Below are 16,952 nucleotides of genomic sequence, written 5' to 3'. Positions count from 1 at the left end.
CACAAAGTTTTTAATGGGGCGAGTAATCGCAAATGTCTCTGTTGAGAAGGGTAATTAAAGTCCCATCCTCAACTAAAGCTTATCAATAAGCCAAGTTTTCTAATTAATTTTTAAGGATTCGAATCAACTTATCTGTTTCTTCTTGTAATCCCATACCAGTAAGAAAAGCAATCCCATTTAACATTGGAATATCATATTCTTTACCGCCCTTTGTAATAGAAATATAAACATCAGCAGATTTAATATAGCTATCTAAAGATTTAATATCCACCGCTTCTACATTCGCTTTGATTTTATTCTCATCTAAAATTCGTTTTACTTTTGAAGCCACTGTCTGACTTGTTGCTACACCACTTCCGCAGGCTACAATTACATTTTTCATTTTATTTTCCTCCTGTTAAAAAAATATTTAGCTTTTTCTCAAGCTGCTTAGTATCGATCTCTTCGAACATTGTTTTTGAGAATTCTTCTGTTTGAAAATGCTCCATTAAGGTAGATAGTAGTATCGTTTGATTTTTCGGGTCTGTAATCCCTAAGAAAAGTACCAATTTAACGCTTATTTCCTCACTAGAATCCCCCATATTATGGAATTCAACTTCGTCTTGAAGTTGAACTAGATAAATAAAAGGCTTTCTTACATGCTCCGCATCTGTATGTGGAATAGCAATATTACAATAATTTGTTTTTAATCCTGTAGGAAAACTTTGCTCTCTTTGAACAAGGGCTTCCTGATAAGATTCATTTACATATTCAAGTGATACTAATTCTCGAGCAACTTCTTCAAAGAGCTCTTCCTGGTTTTGAGAAGAATGATTTAATTTCATTAATTGGGAGTTAAATAAGCTCTTGAATTCCATCTTTATATCTCCTTTCAACGAGCTTAAATACGTCTTCTTGGCCAGAGCTGTATAACTCATCCATAAACTCAGCATCCATAAAAAGACTATTAAACTGCAATAATTTTTTCACATGAGAATTACCCTTACTAGGAGATAAACATAAAACACATGTTTTTATTATGGGACTGATAACAAGCTGAAAGTCCTCATAATATGCCCCATCGTTATAATGTGCATGAGGTAAATAGACTTCCGGGCCGATTAACATTGATTCGTATTTTTCTTTGAATATATTCAAAGCTTCTTCTGAATACGCCGATGTAATAGATTCTCGCTCCAACATTTTATTCAATCCAATTTGTGCCATTTCGAATATATTATTGGTATGAACAAAATTGATCTGATTGATTTTTAAAATTGAATCAGTAATGTCTGTACTTTCTTTGTCATCCTGAAAGAACCGATGTGCTTTCTCCTTAATATCCTCAAACTTTTCTTCAGGAATAACATCGCGCAAAAAATTCATTAACTGTTTTGTTTTAATACTAGGATTGGCAACAATGTGATTTTCGACCCTTTTAATAAATTCTTTTCGTTTTTTTTCATCGAAAAGGTTGACCATAACAAACGTTTTCTTATCCGTCTCTAGTGGGGCAGTCGTAAAAACAATGTCGACATCGATCGCTTCGTAATAAAACTGCCGCTCGCTGTAGGTTCCTAGAAAATTAATATTAGGGAACATGTCCTTCAGCTGCACATTCATTAATTCTGATATCGAGTTGCCGCTCTGGCATACGACAATAGCCGTAACATCTTTATTATTTTGATAAGCATCATTGCTAACTTGATACATATGCCCAAGTACAATCATAGAAAGGTAAACAACCTCTGCCTCACTGAGAGTTATTCTTTTATATTCATCTACAATTTCTTTAATAACTTCATAAACAGGATAATACCGATTTATAAAGTCTCTTTGTATTGGATTTTCAAGTGTCAATCCCAATCTTTTTCGGATTAAAGCAGGGCTTAAATGTTGTATTAATTTTTTCTTAAATTGATTATCTCCAAAATTGAATGCTAGTTTATCTTCTAACCTTTCAATAATAAATAAAACAAATTCTTCTACTTCCTTTTCGCTTGCTAAGTTGGAATCCAAATCAATCCGATTAGCTCCCAGAAAAATTAAAGATAAATAGGCCAAATCCTGCACTGATAAATCGGGATATTCCCAAAATAATTCTTGAATTTGTTTAAATTCACTAGTCTGATTTAATTCTTGATACTTAATAGGTAGGGTCCATTCATCTTTCATCACGCTGGCCCGTTTAATCATAATTAGAATAATATAGGGAAGCTTTGAAAGATATTCATCACTAAAGGTAATATTTATCTTTCGTTCGAGCTTTCTAATTCTTTCTGTAAGAAGAAAATGTTCTTCCTTGGTATTAATCACTTTATCTTCTAATAAATTTCTACCATTTGGATATAAAAACAATCTGTCTACGATATTGATTATTTCAGCTCTTATTCGGACTTCATCTCCTGCTAAATGAAAACCGTTTTTCCTCGTGTATTCAATAGAGATTCCATCATCTTTTATCTCATTATTAACTACTTTAATGTCATTGGTCAGTGTATTTTTGCTAGCTAGGCAGTGGTCTGAAAGCTCTAATAAAGATAAATAGTCACTGTTATCCAGTGCAATCTTTAAAAATGCTACATCTCTCCTTACCTCTGGTTTAAATATTGGAGTCATTTCATCAATGGGAATATGATAATGACTAGCAATACGTTTACTATATTTGTGGGGAATATAGATAATTTCATCATTGCTGAAAATAATATCTTGATGGAACCGTTCATTTACTTCATTTTTTAGTTGCTCTAATTTTTCATTGGTTAAGCCATAAGAAGTTAATATTTTCTGAATGCTGAGATGCTGTTCCTTCAACAAATCACTAATGATTTGTTTCTCTGATTTCTTCATTCCGCCACCTCCCATCTGTGCACAATTTTATTATAGGACAGAATATACCGGCATACGTGTCCATTCATCACAACTTATTTTTAAAGGAATTTTCTTTTGTGATGAATTTTTTGTATTTAAACAATTATAATGTTCAAAACCCAAACAAAAAAGCCAGCACTTCCATTCTAAAAAGTACTGACTGCAGCTATCTATATGTATAAAGTGAAACTTCCTTCGGTGGGGCGAGTAATCGCAGCCCCAGCCAGTTACACTGCGAAAAATTTATTTTCGCGATAACTGACTTAACTTTTTGTCAAATTTCTTACCAAACTCTCCTATTGCTGTCCAGTACAGCGCTACTTTGGCTGTGGACCACATCTCTTCGTTCATAATTAGTTCTGTCATATTTTCTACATTGAAATTCTTAAATAGAAGGGAAGAATTCTCCCATTTTCCAGAAGCTCCACGGCTCCGAATATCTTTAATCTGTTGGGCCGTTTCAGGAACACGAGCATAACCAATCATATTCCATTGGTAGAAGTCTAAATCAATACCATAACCTAAAAAGTGGATGTCACTTTTATCAATAGAAAAACCTAATTCTTCCTCCGCACCCCGGCTTGCTGTTTCATACAAGTTGGGTCCTTTGTTGCCACTCTTTTGTTTATCCATTGATGGATGTACCCCTTCTACTAAACTCACATCCATTTCACCGCCTCTTGCCCCACTACTCTTTATGCGTTGCGTTAAAATAATATTTTCATCTGCTGTAATAACAACTAATACGATTCCAAAGCCATTTGCTAGAAACGGTTGTACATCTTCTAAGCTCTCATGTGGGATATACTTTTCACCTATGGTCTGTCCTGAATCTAACTTTCTATCTAGCTGCAGATTGGTCGCAGCAAAAGTAAAATAATCCGTTTGATAGAAGCTGAATACAACTCCCATTTCTTCCATATCCTCTGTTCTCGTTTGCCTATATCTAGCCACTCCATATAAGGGTCCATTCCATTTAGACGGTAGTCCATTTGCTTTTTTCTTGTCTTCGTCTTCTTCAATTTCCTGTTTTAGTACCGCGAGTTCTTCCGGCAATGCAAATGTTTCATTAGTGACCTTACATTCTACATTATCGGGACTGAATTCTGATTGTCCATCTCCTTCCACAACAAAGAAATTGAGTTTCGTATTTCCAAATGAAAAATAATCTGATTTAGGTTCATTTTTCACACTAAACATACGCTTATATTTTCTTTTAATTTTTTTCTTTAGCGCTCGTAAGCTATCATCAAATATAACACTAATCACCAGCCCTACAATAGCTCCAACAAGAGCGGAAAAAACCTCACTGCCAATAGCGTTAATAATTCCTTCTACTGTCCCCATCAAATAATCTCCTTTGAATCGTATAATAATATCTTTTATTTTACCATGTTTCTCTTTTTCATTGATTTAGCAAAAAATAAAAATAGCCGTGTTTCATACTTTGAGGGGAGTACGAACACAGCTATTTTTATCATTAAATCTCTATACCCTGTTTGGCAAAATACAAAACATCCTTATTTCACAAGCAGCTGATTTATTTCCTCAATAATTCCAGGAAGCTCTCCCATAGATCGAATCGTAAAATCAGCACCACGGTCTTTAAATGTCTTTTCTACTCGAGCAATCAAATCCTCCTGCTCCATTTCTGATAACGCATGAAATTCCTCTTCACTTAATCCCATTTCAGAGCTGCCGATAATGACAGCAACAGACCAAACACCTGCGTTTAAAGCTTCATCAATATCCGGAATCGTATCTCCTACTTTAACTACATGGCACGCTGCGGATAATTTTAAAGCTTCCATATTTCGATAAATCATATATGGATATGGTCTTCCCACGTCACTTGTTCCATCAGCTGTAATATAAAAATCAGGTCGATACCCTTTCTTCTCTGCTTCTGGAACAACTATATCCATCATCTTTTGCGTGTAGCCTGAGGTTGAACCAATTTTCAAACCTTGATTTCTTAACTGTTCTATCGTTGTTAATACTTCTGGCTTCGGATCTGTATACATTGCTAACGTTTCTAAGAGAGCAGCTTCAAAGCCAACATATAAGTTCTCAACATCTTGTTCCGTGAACGCTTGTCCGTACTTCTTGCTCCACAGCTCGGAAATTCTTGGCATAGACAACATCGTCCGGATATGATCAATCTTTGTCAGCCCCATTGGTTCTCTTGCTTCTTCTATCGTGACTTCAATCCCAGCATTTTTAAAGACATTGACAAATGCGTGTACTGGGGCAAAGCATCCAAAATCAACCGTTGTTCCTGCCCAATCAAAAATAACACCTTCTACTTTTTTCATTTTATCACTACTCCCATATATTCTTGAATAACGTTACATAATCTTTCTATATCTGCTTCATACACTTCTCCAATGTTGCCGATCCGGAATGTATTGATTTCTGTCAATTTTCCTGGGTAAAGCACAAAACCTTTTTCCTTCACATGATGATAAAATTCAGTAAATTCAAATGTATCATTGGGAAATAAGAATGTCGTAATAATTGGTGACTGCCGATTATCTGTTATATAAGCCCGGAACCCTAGTTTTTCTAGTCTATCTCGCAGCAGCCGATTATTATGCTGATAACGTTCAAACCTTGCAGAAATACCTCCCTCTGCAATCAATTCATCGATTGCCTTCGAAAATGCTGCTACCGCATGCGTTGGGGAGGTATAACGCCATTTCCCCTCCTTATCCATTTCCTTCCACTGATCATATAAATCCAAGGATAAGCTGTTTGCATTTCCTTCACAAGCCTGCAATTCATCTCGTTTCGCTATCACAAATCCGAACCCAGGTACGCCTTGAATACATTTATTTGCACTGCTGATTAAGAAGTCTATCCCTAGCTCTGGAATATCCATTTCTACACCGCCAAAACTGCTCATCGCGTCAACAATAAATGTCTTATTATACATTTTTGCAAGTTCAGAAACCTTTTCTATCGGATTCAATATTCCAGTTGTTGTTTCACAGTGTACCATTACTAAGTGAGTAATAGAAGGGTCATTTTCTAAAATATACTTTAATTCCTGCTCATTCGGATACGCATTGTAGGCAACGTTATAATGATGATAATGTAAACCAATATAATCAACCATTTTCACGATTCGTTCCCCATACGTACCATTCGTTATAATTAACGCTTTATCCTGCTGCTTCATTGCTGTTGTCATCACAGATTCCACTGTAAATGTCCCACTTCCTTGCATCAGTACAGTAGTATAATCATCTGCTGAAGCCTTCGCAAGATCAAGCAGCTGCATGCGTATTTTTTGAGTAATACTCTTGTAATCCTGATCCCATGTGCAACGGTCAAACAGCATTTCTTCCTTCACTGTATTTGTTGTTGTTAATGGACCCGGTGTTAGTAATTTATATTGTTCCAAAATAGATCTCTCCTTGTTTACCAAATAAGAAAGCCCCCGTAATTGTGGAATAGCCATATTCAGCTTTCTACTTAGCAGAATTAAAGAATTCTTGATGCTGTTCCAATAACTCTACATTTAATGGTTGATCGAATGTCATTGAATGCGTTGGTTTATGTGCCTCATCAACTGTTTCACCTTCATAAAGCGCTACAGGATAGTAAGTTAACAGCTCTTCTCTAGCATCTGTTGAGATAACTTCTGCCATTTCCATTGCCTTCTGGGATTTTTCATCGTCATCCTTATTCACAACAGCTACTGCCTCTGTAAGCGAGAAATTCCCTTCCAACGGATCAACAAAATCAATTGGTGCTCCGGATTCTTTTGCTACAACTGCCTGATGTCTCAGCCCAAATCCAGCAGCAACTTCCCCTGCCTGTACCTTACTAATTGGTCCGGAACCAGAGCTTTCTAAATGCGGCCCAACATTTGTAATGAGAGCTTCGAGAATAGCCTTTCCTTCTTCTTCCCCATACTCACTAATCACGGCCTGTACCATTAACCACGCAGTTGACGAATCATCAATATTTGGAATGGAAACCAGCCCCTCATATTCAGGTTTTGCTAAATCGGCAATACTTTCTGGAGCTTCTAGGCCATGCTGTTTCAGTACTTCGGTGTTTACAAAAATAGCTCCTGTATTCCCTAAAATAGGGGTATAAAAATCGGCATGCTCCTCTAATGTTTCTGTTTCAAATGTTAAATCTGCAAACATTTCATTCTGTTCCTGTGCACTATCTAAAAAATAAGAGCTCATGGTTACAATATCGGCTTCTATTTGATCTCCTTCCGCTAGTAGCTTACCTCCCAACTCAGATGTTCCTTGCGATTGCAAAATATATTCTCCTTCATATCCTGCAGCGTCCAAAGCTGATTCCATAGCTGATGTTGCTTCCTCATCTGCATTTGTATAAATGACAACATCATCATTACCCTGTGCACCACATCCTGCCAATATAAACGCTAAACCAATTCCTGCCCCAGCAATAGATTTCTTCATTGTTTTCAACATGTTTTCCCCTCACTTTTTATAGATTGCTGCTCTTTTTTGAAAAGCTTCACAAAGACCTCTAACCACTAAGTTGGTCAAAAAGATAAGTACAGATAAAACAAATATTTCATTGAACTGGGCAAAATGCTGCAGTTCATTAATTTTACTTGCTACAACGGTTGTCTGAGCGGATACAAGGAAGATAACACCACTGATGGTGACCATTGCATTGATAAAATAATAGCTAAACATCTCTAAAACAGTAGCTACAGAGTTTGGCAAGATAACACGATATATTGTTTTAATCCAATTATCACCGAGCAATTCTCCTGATGTTTCCCAACCTGGGTTCATCTTTGTTAATGCATTCTTCGCCATTAAATACGGCGTAGTAAAGTAATGCATGATGTTACATAAAACAATAATAATAAAGGTTCCTTTTAAACTACTATCATTAAAAAGTAATAGATAAGATAAACCTAGAACCATACCAGGCACAGTATTTGTAATCATTGAAAAAATATCTACGGTCTGTTTTCCTTTTAACGATGTACGTGCATTAAGAAGCGCTGCTCCATAAGCAATAATAGTTCCTAAAAGAGCTGTTAATGCTGCAACAATAAGAGAATTTCTGTAAACCGAAACCAAATCATTCGACTGAAACACACCTGTAATATGGTCCCATGTAAAGCTTAAATCGTATGGAAAAGCAGTTACAAATGGCGCTATAAACATTACTGCGAATACAGAAAGCATCGCCAGTAAAATAACAGTGGATACAGAGCCAAAAAAACTGTCTCTGAATTTACTAGCTGTTAATTCGGTTTCACTGAATTTATCATAATGAAAATTAAATCTCTCCAAATAGTTCAGTAGAATAACACCTACTACTGCTGGAAATAACATCAGTACGGCAATCACAGCTCCTTGGCTAAAGTCAGGAATAGATCCAAGCATCGCTTGATAAAGCTGTGTTGCAACAACATCATATGTCCCACCAACAGATGCAGGTATCCCAAAGTCTGTGAAGCTAAGGATAAAAGATAAAACAAATGCTCCACCTAAAGCTCCAAGTAATGGGCGGATAACTGTATTCAAAAAACTCCTTAATGTTCTATCTCCCATCAGCTTGGACACGATGATAAACTTCTTATCAATATACTTGAAGGAATTATGGATTAACAGAAAAGCTGCTGGTAACGTATAAATGACATATCCAATCAGCAACCCATTAAAACCGTAGATTTCAAATAAATTTCTGCCAAAAAGCTTTGTTAATAATCCTTGATTTCCAAAGGTATACATCAGGGCAAATCCATACGTAATTGTTGGGATTAACATCGGAATGAGAATACCAACTTTCACAGCACCTTTTAAAGGCTGATAGATCTTTGTACAGTTCACTGCATAAGCTAAAGCAAATGCTAGTATAGTCGTAATGATGGCTGTAACACCTGAAACTTTGATACTATTACCTATCGCATGAATTAAGGTGTTATTTGATAAAGAAGCAACATAATTTGAAAAGCCTACACCCTCATCTGTTATAAAGGATCGAAAAAATAAGATAATCAATGGAGCTAGCAGAAAAGCAAAGAATAGTAATAAGATAATGATAAAAATTATTCGCATTTCTGGTTTTGCATTATGCATACTTTTCACCAAATAAGTTATATATATTTTGTCGCTTAATTTGTAGTTGTCTCAAAATAAATTCTTTTACAAAATCATTTTTCGGTTGATTAATAATTTCAAACGGCGTTCCAAACTGCGAAATATTCCCTTGATTAATAATCAAAATCTTATCTGATATTGTTAAAGCTTCCTCTGGATCATGCGTTACAATAATTGTTGTCAGATTAAATTCTTTGGCAATTGATTTAATTCTTTCTTTAATCGATTCCTTAATCACACCATCTAATGCACTTAGCGGCTCGTCCAAAAGTAGAAGCCTTGGCTTTGTAACAAGCGTTCTTGCTAATGCAACTCGTTGTTTTTGTCCACCTGATAATTCACCAATTCGCTTTTTTAGATGTGGCGTCAGCTCTAAGAAATCAATATATTCCTTGATTTCGTCTACCGATACCTGATCTTTTTTATTCCGCAAACCATATACAATATTTTCATATGCGTTTAAATGTGGAAAAAGCGCATAGTCCTGGAATACAATATTAAAACCACGTTTTTTCATCGCTACATGACTTACATCTTCTTCATTAAAAATAACGTTTCCTTGATCGATCTTGGTCAATCCCAAGATAATATTCAATAATGTTGTTTTTCCACTTCCACTAGGTCCAAGCAATGATACAATCTCACCACTATTGATTTTAAGATCAATATTTTCTAAAACGACTTTCTGGTCGAATTGTTTGCTAATATTTTTTAACTCTAACAAACTGACCACCTCCTCTGAGTTACCCCCATCATATAAAAAGAGTATTAAGATAAATCAGTTGTTTTGTTAAGAATATGTAAATTATGAATATATTTAGCATAATTCATGCATAAATCATAACTATATACTCTAATATTATGCATGTTTTATGATGGGCTTTGTAAAAACAGATTGATTATCCCGCAAATTGTCAGTAAACTATATTTAAAGAATCGTCTAATCTAAACGTTACATAAGGAGGATAAAATGCTTCCAGTTGAGAGACAAAAGAAAATAATTGATTTATTAATGATGAAGAAAGTGATGAAAATGCCTGAGCTTCGAGAAGAGATGGGAATTTCTATAGATACACTGCGAAGAGATATAAATATCCTTGCTGAAGAAGGAAAAATAAAAAAGATCTACGGCGGTGTTAAATTGGTAGAGCTAAAGTTTGGTGAAGCGTCCATGGAAGAACGGATGACCAGTCACTTAGATGAAAAAGCTGCTATTGCAAAAAAGTGTAATGCATCTATTGAAGATGGCGACTGTATTTATTTAGATAGTGGCTCTACTACTTATCAAATTGCAAAATATATTAAGGAAAAAAGAAACCTAACCGTTATCACAAATTCCGTCCCCGTGATACTTGAATTAATGAACAGTGATATTGAACTTATCGTTATCGGTGGGAAAGTCAGAAAAAATGAACGGTCTGTCGTAACCTATGATTACTTATTTAACTTCAATCAATTGAATATACAAAAAGCATTTATCTGTGCAAGCGGAATTACAATGGAAAAAGGAATTTCAGATTATAATGTGGAAGAAGCTCTCGCTCGCAAAAAAATTATTGGCCTTTCTCAGGAGGTATATATTGCTGCAGACAGTTCAAAATTTGGAAAGAATGTGACAGTAAATATCGCAGGATTGGATGAAATTGATTATATTGTGACGGATAAAAAGGTGACTAAAGGGGTCATACAGCAGTTTGACGAGATAGGGACGGAGCTGCTGGTTTCTGAAGGGTAGTTTCTGCGAAAAGGAGGCTAGAATCACATACTAGGGTGAATGGGCTACTCATTCTACTATGTGATTCATTATTTTATTGAGAGTAAAAACAACTTTTACTATTACTCTCCGCTTTCATCAAACTTGGATAAACACGATTTAAGAGCATTCCTGTCTAATAGCTCTAATTTAGACTGTGCTGCAGAAGACACTTCAGAACTTTCGCCCACCTCATTTTCTACTACAATAAAATCAGTATCCCTCAAAGAAAACCTGGCTGCTACATTCATTTTTTCATCCCGGTCGTTCCATTCCTCTTCTAACAGGGAAACATCTATTAGTTGGAAACCCGATTCTCCAATAACAAAATATCCATCTTCATTCTGTTGGCACACCTCATTAGAATCCGCTTTCATTTCATCCATACTCTCTTCAGGCTCTTGCATCATTTCTCCTTTAGCATCCAACTGCTCTGTTTTAGAAGGCATGATATGTTTAAGTGCAGCCATCCCGTTTTTCTCTGTTAAAACAATATAAAAACTGCTGGCTACTAAAATAAAACTAATGAATAATAAGCTTGCCGTGCCAAATGTAATCGTCTGTTTTTTTATAAAAAATAATCTCGTAACAACTATTAACAAATAAAGAATAAATACAATTAATCCTGCTGCCAGCAAAAACAATGGTCCACTCTCCATTTTCTCTCCTTTCTCCCTCTAAAAGCATAAGGGGGAATTGTTTACTTTAGACGATAAATTGAGACTTCATAACGCAGATCTTACTTCCAATTAAACTACAATAAATCACAACAAATTTCCTCCTACTATTATACTATAATCTCAATGAATGAATGAATTATTTCTATAATTAATTCATTATAACTAGTATTACCTTCCATTTATCAGGTGTATAAAATGACAAAATAGGTCTATTTTTGATTTTTGTATTTAAAAAAAAGGATTCTGTATCATCCATTGGACGAGACAAAATCCTTTTCTATTTTATCTATAACTAGATACGTCTGCTTTAAAAAACGCAGAGATTGCAATGGTACAACGGAGTTAACAGCGCACGATCATTTGTTAATAAAACGCACGCAATTTCTTCGTCAAAGTTCATTCAGCTTATCAAATGTTATTTCAACATCAAACGCCCCGGCAGCATAAGGTTCAGGCTCATCGTGCTCATAATGAAAAACAGATGAAGAAAATTAATTCGAATCAACGGCAGCCTTTAACGGTCTTGACCGCTCCACGCGGATACCCTCTGCATCATAGTTTCGATGAACTTCTTGCAGATCATTATTAATCCATTCTATCGCCCCCAGATTAAACCGTTTTTGTCCTTCTTTGCAGATTTCTAAAGCATTACCATAAACTGTTTCATCCGCCGCTTCTGAGATAAGATCCGCACTTACCCATTCTGGAAATCTGCTGATCGCACTGGTACTTGAAGCATCTGTTTCTGTCGTCCATTTATAGAAGATAAGCTCCTCCATCAATTCAATTGGAAATAGCTTTGGCATAAATTGATTTCCATACTTTTTATACCGTTCCCTCCAATAGTGATTCATATCCTGTATATTAGAAGATTGTTTAACCTTTTGCTGAATACCGTGTGTAATCCTGTCTAACACAACAGCATGTCCAGGATACCTTTTTTCATTTAACATACGGGCGATCCCGTAAATCATCGAGTTGGGAATCCAATACGACATATGAAACCTTGGTGGTATATGGTACCCCGCAAACGGCTGCGTCCACTCGTGACTCGGTACCCCATGATTATCAATGACTACATCAGGTGCCCAGCGATTCATAATTTTCGGTACCACATTTCCCTCACCAAAAATAGTGTCCTTATATCTAACATCGGAATATTCAAGCCCCACCGCATTATACCTTGCAGCATGATGCTTCCACTCCGGATTATCAGCAATCATCCGGTTATGTAATTCGGTTCCGTCAGGATTAGCACGAGGAATGATTACCAAGTTTACATTTTTTAAGATAGAGGAATATTGTTCTGTGATTTCATCCATTAATTCGGCAACTGCAGGCATACTGGATACTTCATTAGCATGATGTCCGGTTTCTATCAGTACAGTTGGTTTATTAGCAGTTAGTTTAATAGCTGAATAATAACTCTCCTTTGTATTCGCAAAAATTTCATATACATAGATTGGCTTATGTCGATACGAATAATCAGCAATCCATGTGTGAAAATTCGCTTTCATTGGACGGGGAAGATCCTCTGGTATTTCTTCCATATGCACATGCCCGGAGACTTCTTCCTTTATCAAACCTCGCTCTTTCCCAACCCGGTATTTCACTTCAGCAGGTGTTCTCTGCTCGTTAGTAAAAAGCAATTGCTCAGTTAAAATGGGTTCTCTGGTTGTATCTAACCATTTATACGCAGTTATTTCAGCTTTCGGTTTGACGCCCTCTTTTACTCTGATAAAAGGGTAGATGCCCCCAGGCGCTGTATATCCTTTTCCAACAGTTTGCTCTCCTTTGATAAGGAAATAATCCAACGTGTTAAAATATAGATCTTCATGTAATGCTTCCAGTGAAGATATTCTTTCCTCCTTTACTGGCAATTTTAACTCTTCTTCACTCATTTCAACATTTATCTCAATCCGGTCAAATAAAGGTCTTAAGAATCCACTGTTTTCAGAAGAACGATCTGCCTTTTCCCATAGTTTCGATAAAATATCCTCTGTATAAAATGTATAGAATCGTTCCCGGTCTGTCAGAAAAAAGTGCTGGAAAGTTTGGCTCCCGCCTTCATAAACAGACAGAGAGGCCGTTACAGGATAACTATATTTTCCTTCCTCCACATACGGTACTTTAGATACCGGGATAACGATGTGATCTTTATAAAGCGGATGACCATGGAGGTCTTTTACAATCACTTCATATGTAGCATCTAAATCTAAGGTTTCACACAGTTTAAAATCGATGAAGGATGAATCGATTTGCAGCTCCTGCGCCATCACTTCGTCCACTGGATAAAGCTCCTGAATCCATCGAATCGGCAATTCCAGTCCATCTTCCCTCTCTTCTTTCAGGCAATTGATGGTAACTGATCCAATCTGTTTCCGGATCTCCAACAGATTTGGCAATACTTCTTCCGTCAACCAGAAATAGCCCGGCTTAAATGCAGAACGAACCGATACCCTTGCCTGTGGAAATGTATTTACAATATCCTTTTTAATACCTTTTCGTATCACACTGGATTCTGAAATAAATATATTCAAATCCAGATCTTTTTTATCTTTCATACTGCTGTTCCATTCTGCAATTTTATTATAAAGCTCTTGTCTCTCTCCTTCATCTTCCCAGGTAACCTGAAAAAGAGATTCATCCTGATTGTCCGACTTTTTAAATTGCCTTTCCCAGCACCCAAAATGACCACCAAACGCCCAATGCTTTTCCCGGAAAAAATAAGAAATGGCATTTGTTAATGATTTACTTTCTCCTGTAAATTGAATAACATTTCCGTCCAATTGTATGCTTGCATTTTTAGATTCGTCGGGTTGAAAATGGAACTTCAATGCGTTTGATAACTCTATCCCGGTAATTGGAAATCTCAATGCCGTCGATTCCATCCCTATTCGGGAAGCCCCGTAGTAAATTTCAATCCAAGAATGATGTTCCAGACTATCCCCGGTTAAAAATATAATGTTATGGCTGTTCGTTGGACTTGCTTTCCCGTCATGCATGAATCCAAGCTCATTCCAGATTTCTGTTAAACTGCCTACCCCATATGTTTTTTCAGAAACAGCAGTGTTCACAGGTTCAACGGGAGCAACTTGAATGCCGCCGTCTTGCAATTCTATAATGATTTTATTTTCATTCAACTTTATTTTTGGGACCGGAGTATCACCAGTTATAAAATTCCGATGCCAGCTCCCAGCCAAAAATCGTAATAATGTCGATACCTCCTCTTCATTTTGATAATGAACCAGCAAATGGTTCCTATTCCACTCCACAGAAGTATCCTCGTCGTCTTTTACAAAAGATAATTGATTAGAATAACGATTGTTTTTCTGTAGGAAATCAAAAGAAAGACTGGCAGTTTCAAAGCCAAGTCTGGCACAAAAGTCGATGAAGCCCTCCGGATATATCTCCCCATTTAAATCACACCATATATTTACCCGGTCAGCTACCTTATCTTTATTCTGATCTTCAATAAGACCGCCGATTTCCCACATGTCTCTTAAATCTTTCACGCTATCACCATGCCCTTATGTAGAATTATTCAATTTATGTTAGAAAAACTGGTATCCGCTTGCTCTTTGTCAGCAAAAATACAGTTTGACTTCACCGTTTCCGCATGATGCAGGGAATCAGGTGAAAGTTCCTTTAAATCCATCATTTTTGTATACTTTCCCGCCATGTTACAAAGCATCCCACTACAACAGTGGGATGCTTTTAGAAGTTGTCCTTTTTATTTATTCTATATACACATCTTTCAATTGCAGATATTGGGTAGGAAGCTGTGACAGTCCTTTCACTTCATCACGGACAGCCATTAAGTATTCCTGAAAATTAATATTAATAGTTGGAGCTATATCAACTAACTTTTCCTGTATTTGACTGTAAAGGTCCATTCGTTTATTTTCGTCTGTCATTTGACGGGCTTCCACAATTAAGTTGTCCAATTCATCGTCTTCTGTAAAGGTTCGATTCCCTGGAGAACCAACGCTATCGGAATGAAATAGCGGGTATACAGAATAATCGGCATCACCTGTACCAGTTACCCAGCCAAGTACAAACATATCATGTTCTCCATTTGCTGTTTTCTCAAGATACGCTCCCCATTCCAACACCTCCACTTCCGCATCAACACCTATTTCGGCCAGTTGTGCTTGAACGTTCGTAGCGGTATCTACCCTCTCCCGATCATCATTTGTCCAGATCGTTGTAGAAAAACCATCTTCATATCCGGCTTCTGCTAATAATTCTTTCGCTTTTTCTACATCATATTCCAAGTCCTTGACGTTCTCATCATGCCCTTGTAAATCTGGAGGGATTGGTCCATTGGCCAACGCTCCATAACCATCATAAATGCCATCAATAATCTGCTCTTTTTCCACCGCCATTGAAACTGCCTGACGTACGCGCTGGTCATCAAATGGTTCCTTTTCCATATTAAATCCAATATAGGCATAACTCACACTGCTTTGTTGATTTACAGATACGCCATCAGTGGACTCCACCTGGGCAACATCTGAAGGGCTAAGCGGCGTGGAGATATGACTATCTCCCGTGTTTAATTCAGCAATGCGCGTCAAATCTTCAGAAACGACTTTGAATGTCACGGAATCTAGTAAAGCGGTTCCATCCCAATAGTCTTCATTTTTCACTAAACGTACATATTCGCCAGTCTTCCATTCGTCAAATAAAAAATATCCTGTTCCTATTGGATTGGAATTGATAACACTTCCGGGTGCTTCACCATTTTCCATTGCTTCATAGTCTTCTTCAACCACCTCTAAAGAAACCATTCCACTGACTGGGTGAGCCAAATGAGCAGGCAGTGGAGCAAACGGATACTCCGTTTCAATAGCTATTGTATATTCATCGACTACTTCAATGTTCGTAATCATTTCAAACATCGCACTTTGGGATGATCCAACGTCCGGGTCGATAATACGTTCAATATTTGCTTTTGCTACCTCTGCATTAAATGGAGACCCGTCATGGAAGGTTATCCCTTCACGCAGTTTGAACTCCCATACGTTATCTTCTACATTTTCCCATTCTGTCGCAAGACCTGGAACAAGCTCCATTTCTTCATCTTGCTTTACTAAAGTTTCAAAGATATTTCTTTGAACGTCATAAGAAGGAATATCGTTAGAACCATTAGGATCTAGTGATACTGCATCAGAGACCTTTGCAATAACCAAGTCCCCTCCTTCTTCGCCTGTAGTGTCGCCCTCCGCATTACCTTCACTGGTATTTTCAGGTTCACTTGCACAGGCTGTAATAAGTATACTCACTACGATTAAAAATAAAATATTAAAAATCCTTTTCGATGAGATCATTTCTTTCCCCCTTATGTTAGTAAAATTTATATACTTTAGTGTATATGAGAATAATTTTAATAGCAAATTAATTTTGAAAATTACTCCTAAATGATTTAAATTGGATGTTCATAGTTCTGTAATTAGGTTTTTATATAAACATGAAAATTATTTATGTAGCTATCCATTGAAAAAGCTATCGCGTAAAAAAAGACCAACCCCAAAACTGAAGCCAGCCCTTTTTCTC

At 36.6% G+C, this 16,952-nt stretch carries 14 protein-coding genes; 1 reads left to right on the top strand and 13 read right to left on the bottom strand.

Annotated elements, in window-relative coordinates; all coding sequences use genetic code 11:
* Nucleotides 1-103: 103 nt before the first annotated feature.
* The 9 genes from BN986_RS01315 to BN986_RS01275 all read right to left on the bottom strand — a co-directional run bounded on the left by BN986_RS01315 (nt 104) and on the right by BN986_RS01275 (nt 9,684).
* Nucleotides 104-382, bottom strand: coding sequence for a PTS sugar transporter subunit IIB (locus tag BN986_RS01315; protein WP_040977846.1), 279 nt, complete (start codon nt 380-382; stop codon nt 104-106).
* A 1-nt stretch (nt 383) separates the two neighbouring features.
* A complete protein-coding gene (locus BN986_RS01310; protein WP_040977845.1) occupies nt 384-857 on the bottom strand; it encodes a PTS sugar transporter subunit IIA in 474 nt (157 codons plus the stop codon).
* Nucleotides 835-2,829 carry a BglG family transcription antiterminator gene (locus BN986_RS01305; protein WP_040977844.1) on the bottom strand — a complete coding sequence of 665 codons (1,995 nt, stop codon included), beginning with the start codon at nt 2,827-2,829 and terminating at the stop codon, nt 835-837. The genes BN986_RS01310 and BN986_RS01305 overlap by 23 nt, the downstream gene beginning before the upstream one ends.
* Nucleotides 2,830-3,093: 264 nt before the next feature.
* A complete protein-coding gene (locus tag BN986_RS01300) occupies nt 3,094-4,197 on the bottom strand; it encodes a hypothetical protein (protein WP_040977843.1) in 1,104 nt (367 codons plus the stop codon).
* A 173-nt stretch (nt 4,198-4,370) separates the two neighbouring features.
* Nucleotides 4,371-5,165 carry a phosphonoacetaldehyde hydrolase gene (phnX, locus tag BN986_RS01295; RefSeq protein ID WP_040977842.1) on the bottom strand — a complete coding sequence of 265 codons (795 nt, stop codon included), beginning with the start codon at nt 5,163-5,165 and terminating at the stop codon, nt 4,371-4,373.
* Nucleotides 5,162-6,256, bottom strand: a complete 1,095-nt coding sequence (phnW, locus tag BN986_RS01290) for a 2-aminoethylphosphonate--pyruvate transaminase (RefSeq protein WP_040977841.1) — start codon at nt 6,254-6,256, stop codon at nt 5,162-5,164. The genes phnX and phnW overlap by 4 nt, the downstream gene beginning before the upstream one ends.
* Before the next feature lie 67 nt (nt 6,257-6,323).
* Complete coding sequence (locus BN986_RS01285; protein WP_198136775.1) at nt 6,324-7,307, bottom strand: extracellular solute-binding protein; 984 nt, start codon at nt 7,305-7,307, stop codon at nt 6,324-6,326.
* A gap of 9 nt (nt 7,308-7,316) precedes the next feature.
* Nucleotides 7,317-8,939: an ABC transporter permease subunit gene (locus BN986_RS01280; protein ID WP_040977840.1), complete on the bottom strand. Its 1,623-nt coding sequence runs from the start codon at nt 8,937-8,939 to the stop codon at nt 7,317-7,319.
* Nucleotides 8,932-9,684: an ABC transporter ATP-binding protein gene (locus BN986_RS01275; protein ID WP_040977839.1), complete on the bottom strand. Its 753-nt coding sequence runs from the start codon at nt 9,682-9,684 to the stop codon at nt 8,932-8,934. The genes BN986_RS01280 and BN986_RS01275 overlap by 8 nt, the downstream gene beginning before the upstream one ends.
* Nucleotides 9,685-9,930: 246 nt before the next feature.
* Here BN986_RS01275 and BN986_RS01270 point away from each other — a divergent pair, with 246 nt between their 5' ends.
* A complete protein-coding gene (locus BN986_RS01270; RefSeq protein ID WP_040977838.1) occupies nt 9,931-10,695 on the top strand; it encodes a DeoR/GlpR family DNA-binding transcription regulator in 765 nt (254 codons plus the stop codon).
* Between the two features lie 101 nt (nt 10,696-10,796).
* On the opposite strand, the gene BN986_RS01265 is transcribed toward BN986_RS01270, so the two are convergent.
* The 4 genes from BN986_RS01265 to BN986_RS01255 form a co-directional block, all read right to left on the bottom strand.
* Nucleotides 10,797-11,372 (bottom strand): hypothetical protein, encoded by a 576-nt coding sequence (locus BN986_RS01265; RefSeq protein WP_040977837.1) that lies wholly within the window; start codon nt 11,370-11,372, stop codon nt 10,797-10,799.
* 512 nt (nt 11,373-11,884) lie between these two features.
* Nucleotides 11,885-14,908 carry a M14 family metallopeptidase gene (locus BN986_RS01260; RefSeq protein ID WP_040977836.1) on the bottom strand — a complete coding sequence of 1,008 codons (3,024 nt, stop codon included), beginning with the start codon at nt 14,906-14,908 and terminating at the stop codon, nt 11,885-11,887.
* A 29-nt stretch (nt 14,909-14,937) separates the two neighbouring features.
* Nucleotides 14,938-15,075, bottom strand: a complete 138-nt coding sequence (locus BN986_RS26845) for a hypothetical protein (protein WP_157037060.1) — start codon at nt 15,073-15,075, stop codon at nt 14,938-14,940.
* Nucleotides 15,076-15,130: 55 nt separating this feature from the next.
* Nucleotides 15,131-16,726 (bottom strand): glutathione ABC transporter substrate-binding protein, encoded by a 1,596-nt coding sequence (locus tag BN986_RS01255; protein WP_040977835.1) that lies wholly within the window; start codon nt 16,724-16,726, stop codon nt 15,131-15,133.
* Nucleotides 16,727-16,952: the final 226 nt, after the last annotated feature.

This window comes from Oceanobacillus jeddahensis, from assembly GCF_000750635.1.
GTDB classification, from domain to species: domain Bacteria; phylum Bacillota; class Bacilli; order Bacillales; family Amphibacillaceae; genus Oceanobacillus; species Oceanobacillus jeddahense.
Note: the sequence above shows the minus strand (reverse complement) of the source record. Positions and strands in the feature narration are given on the sequence as shown.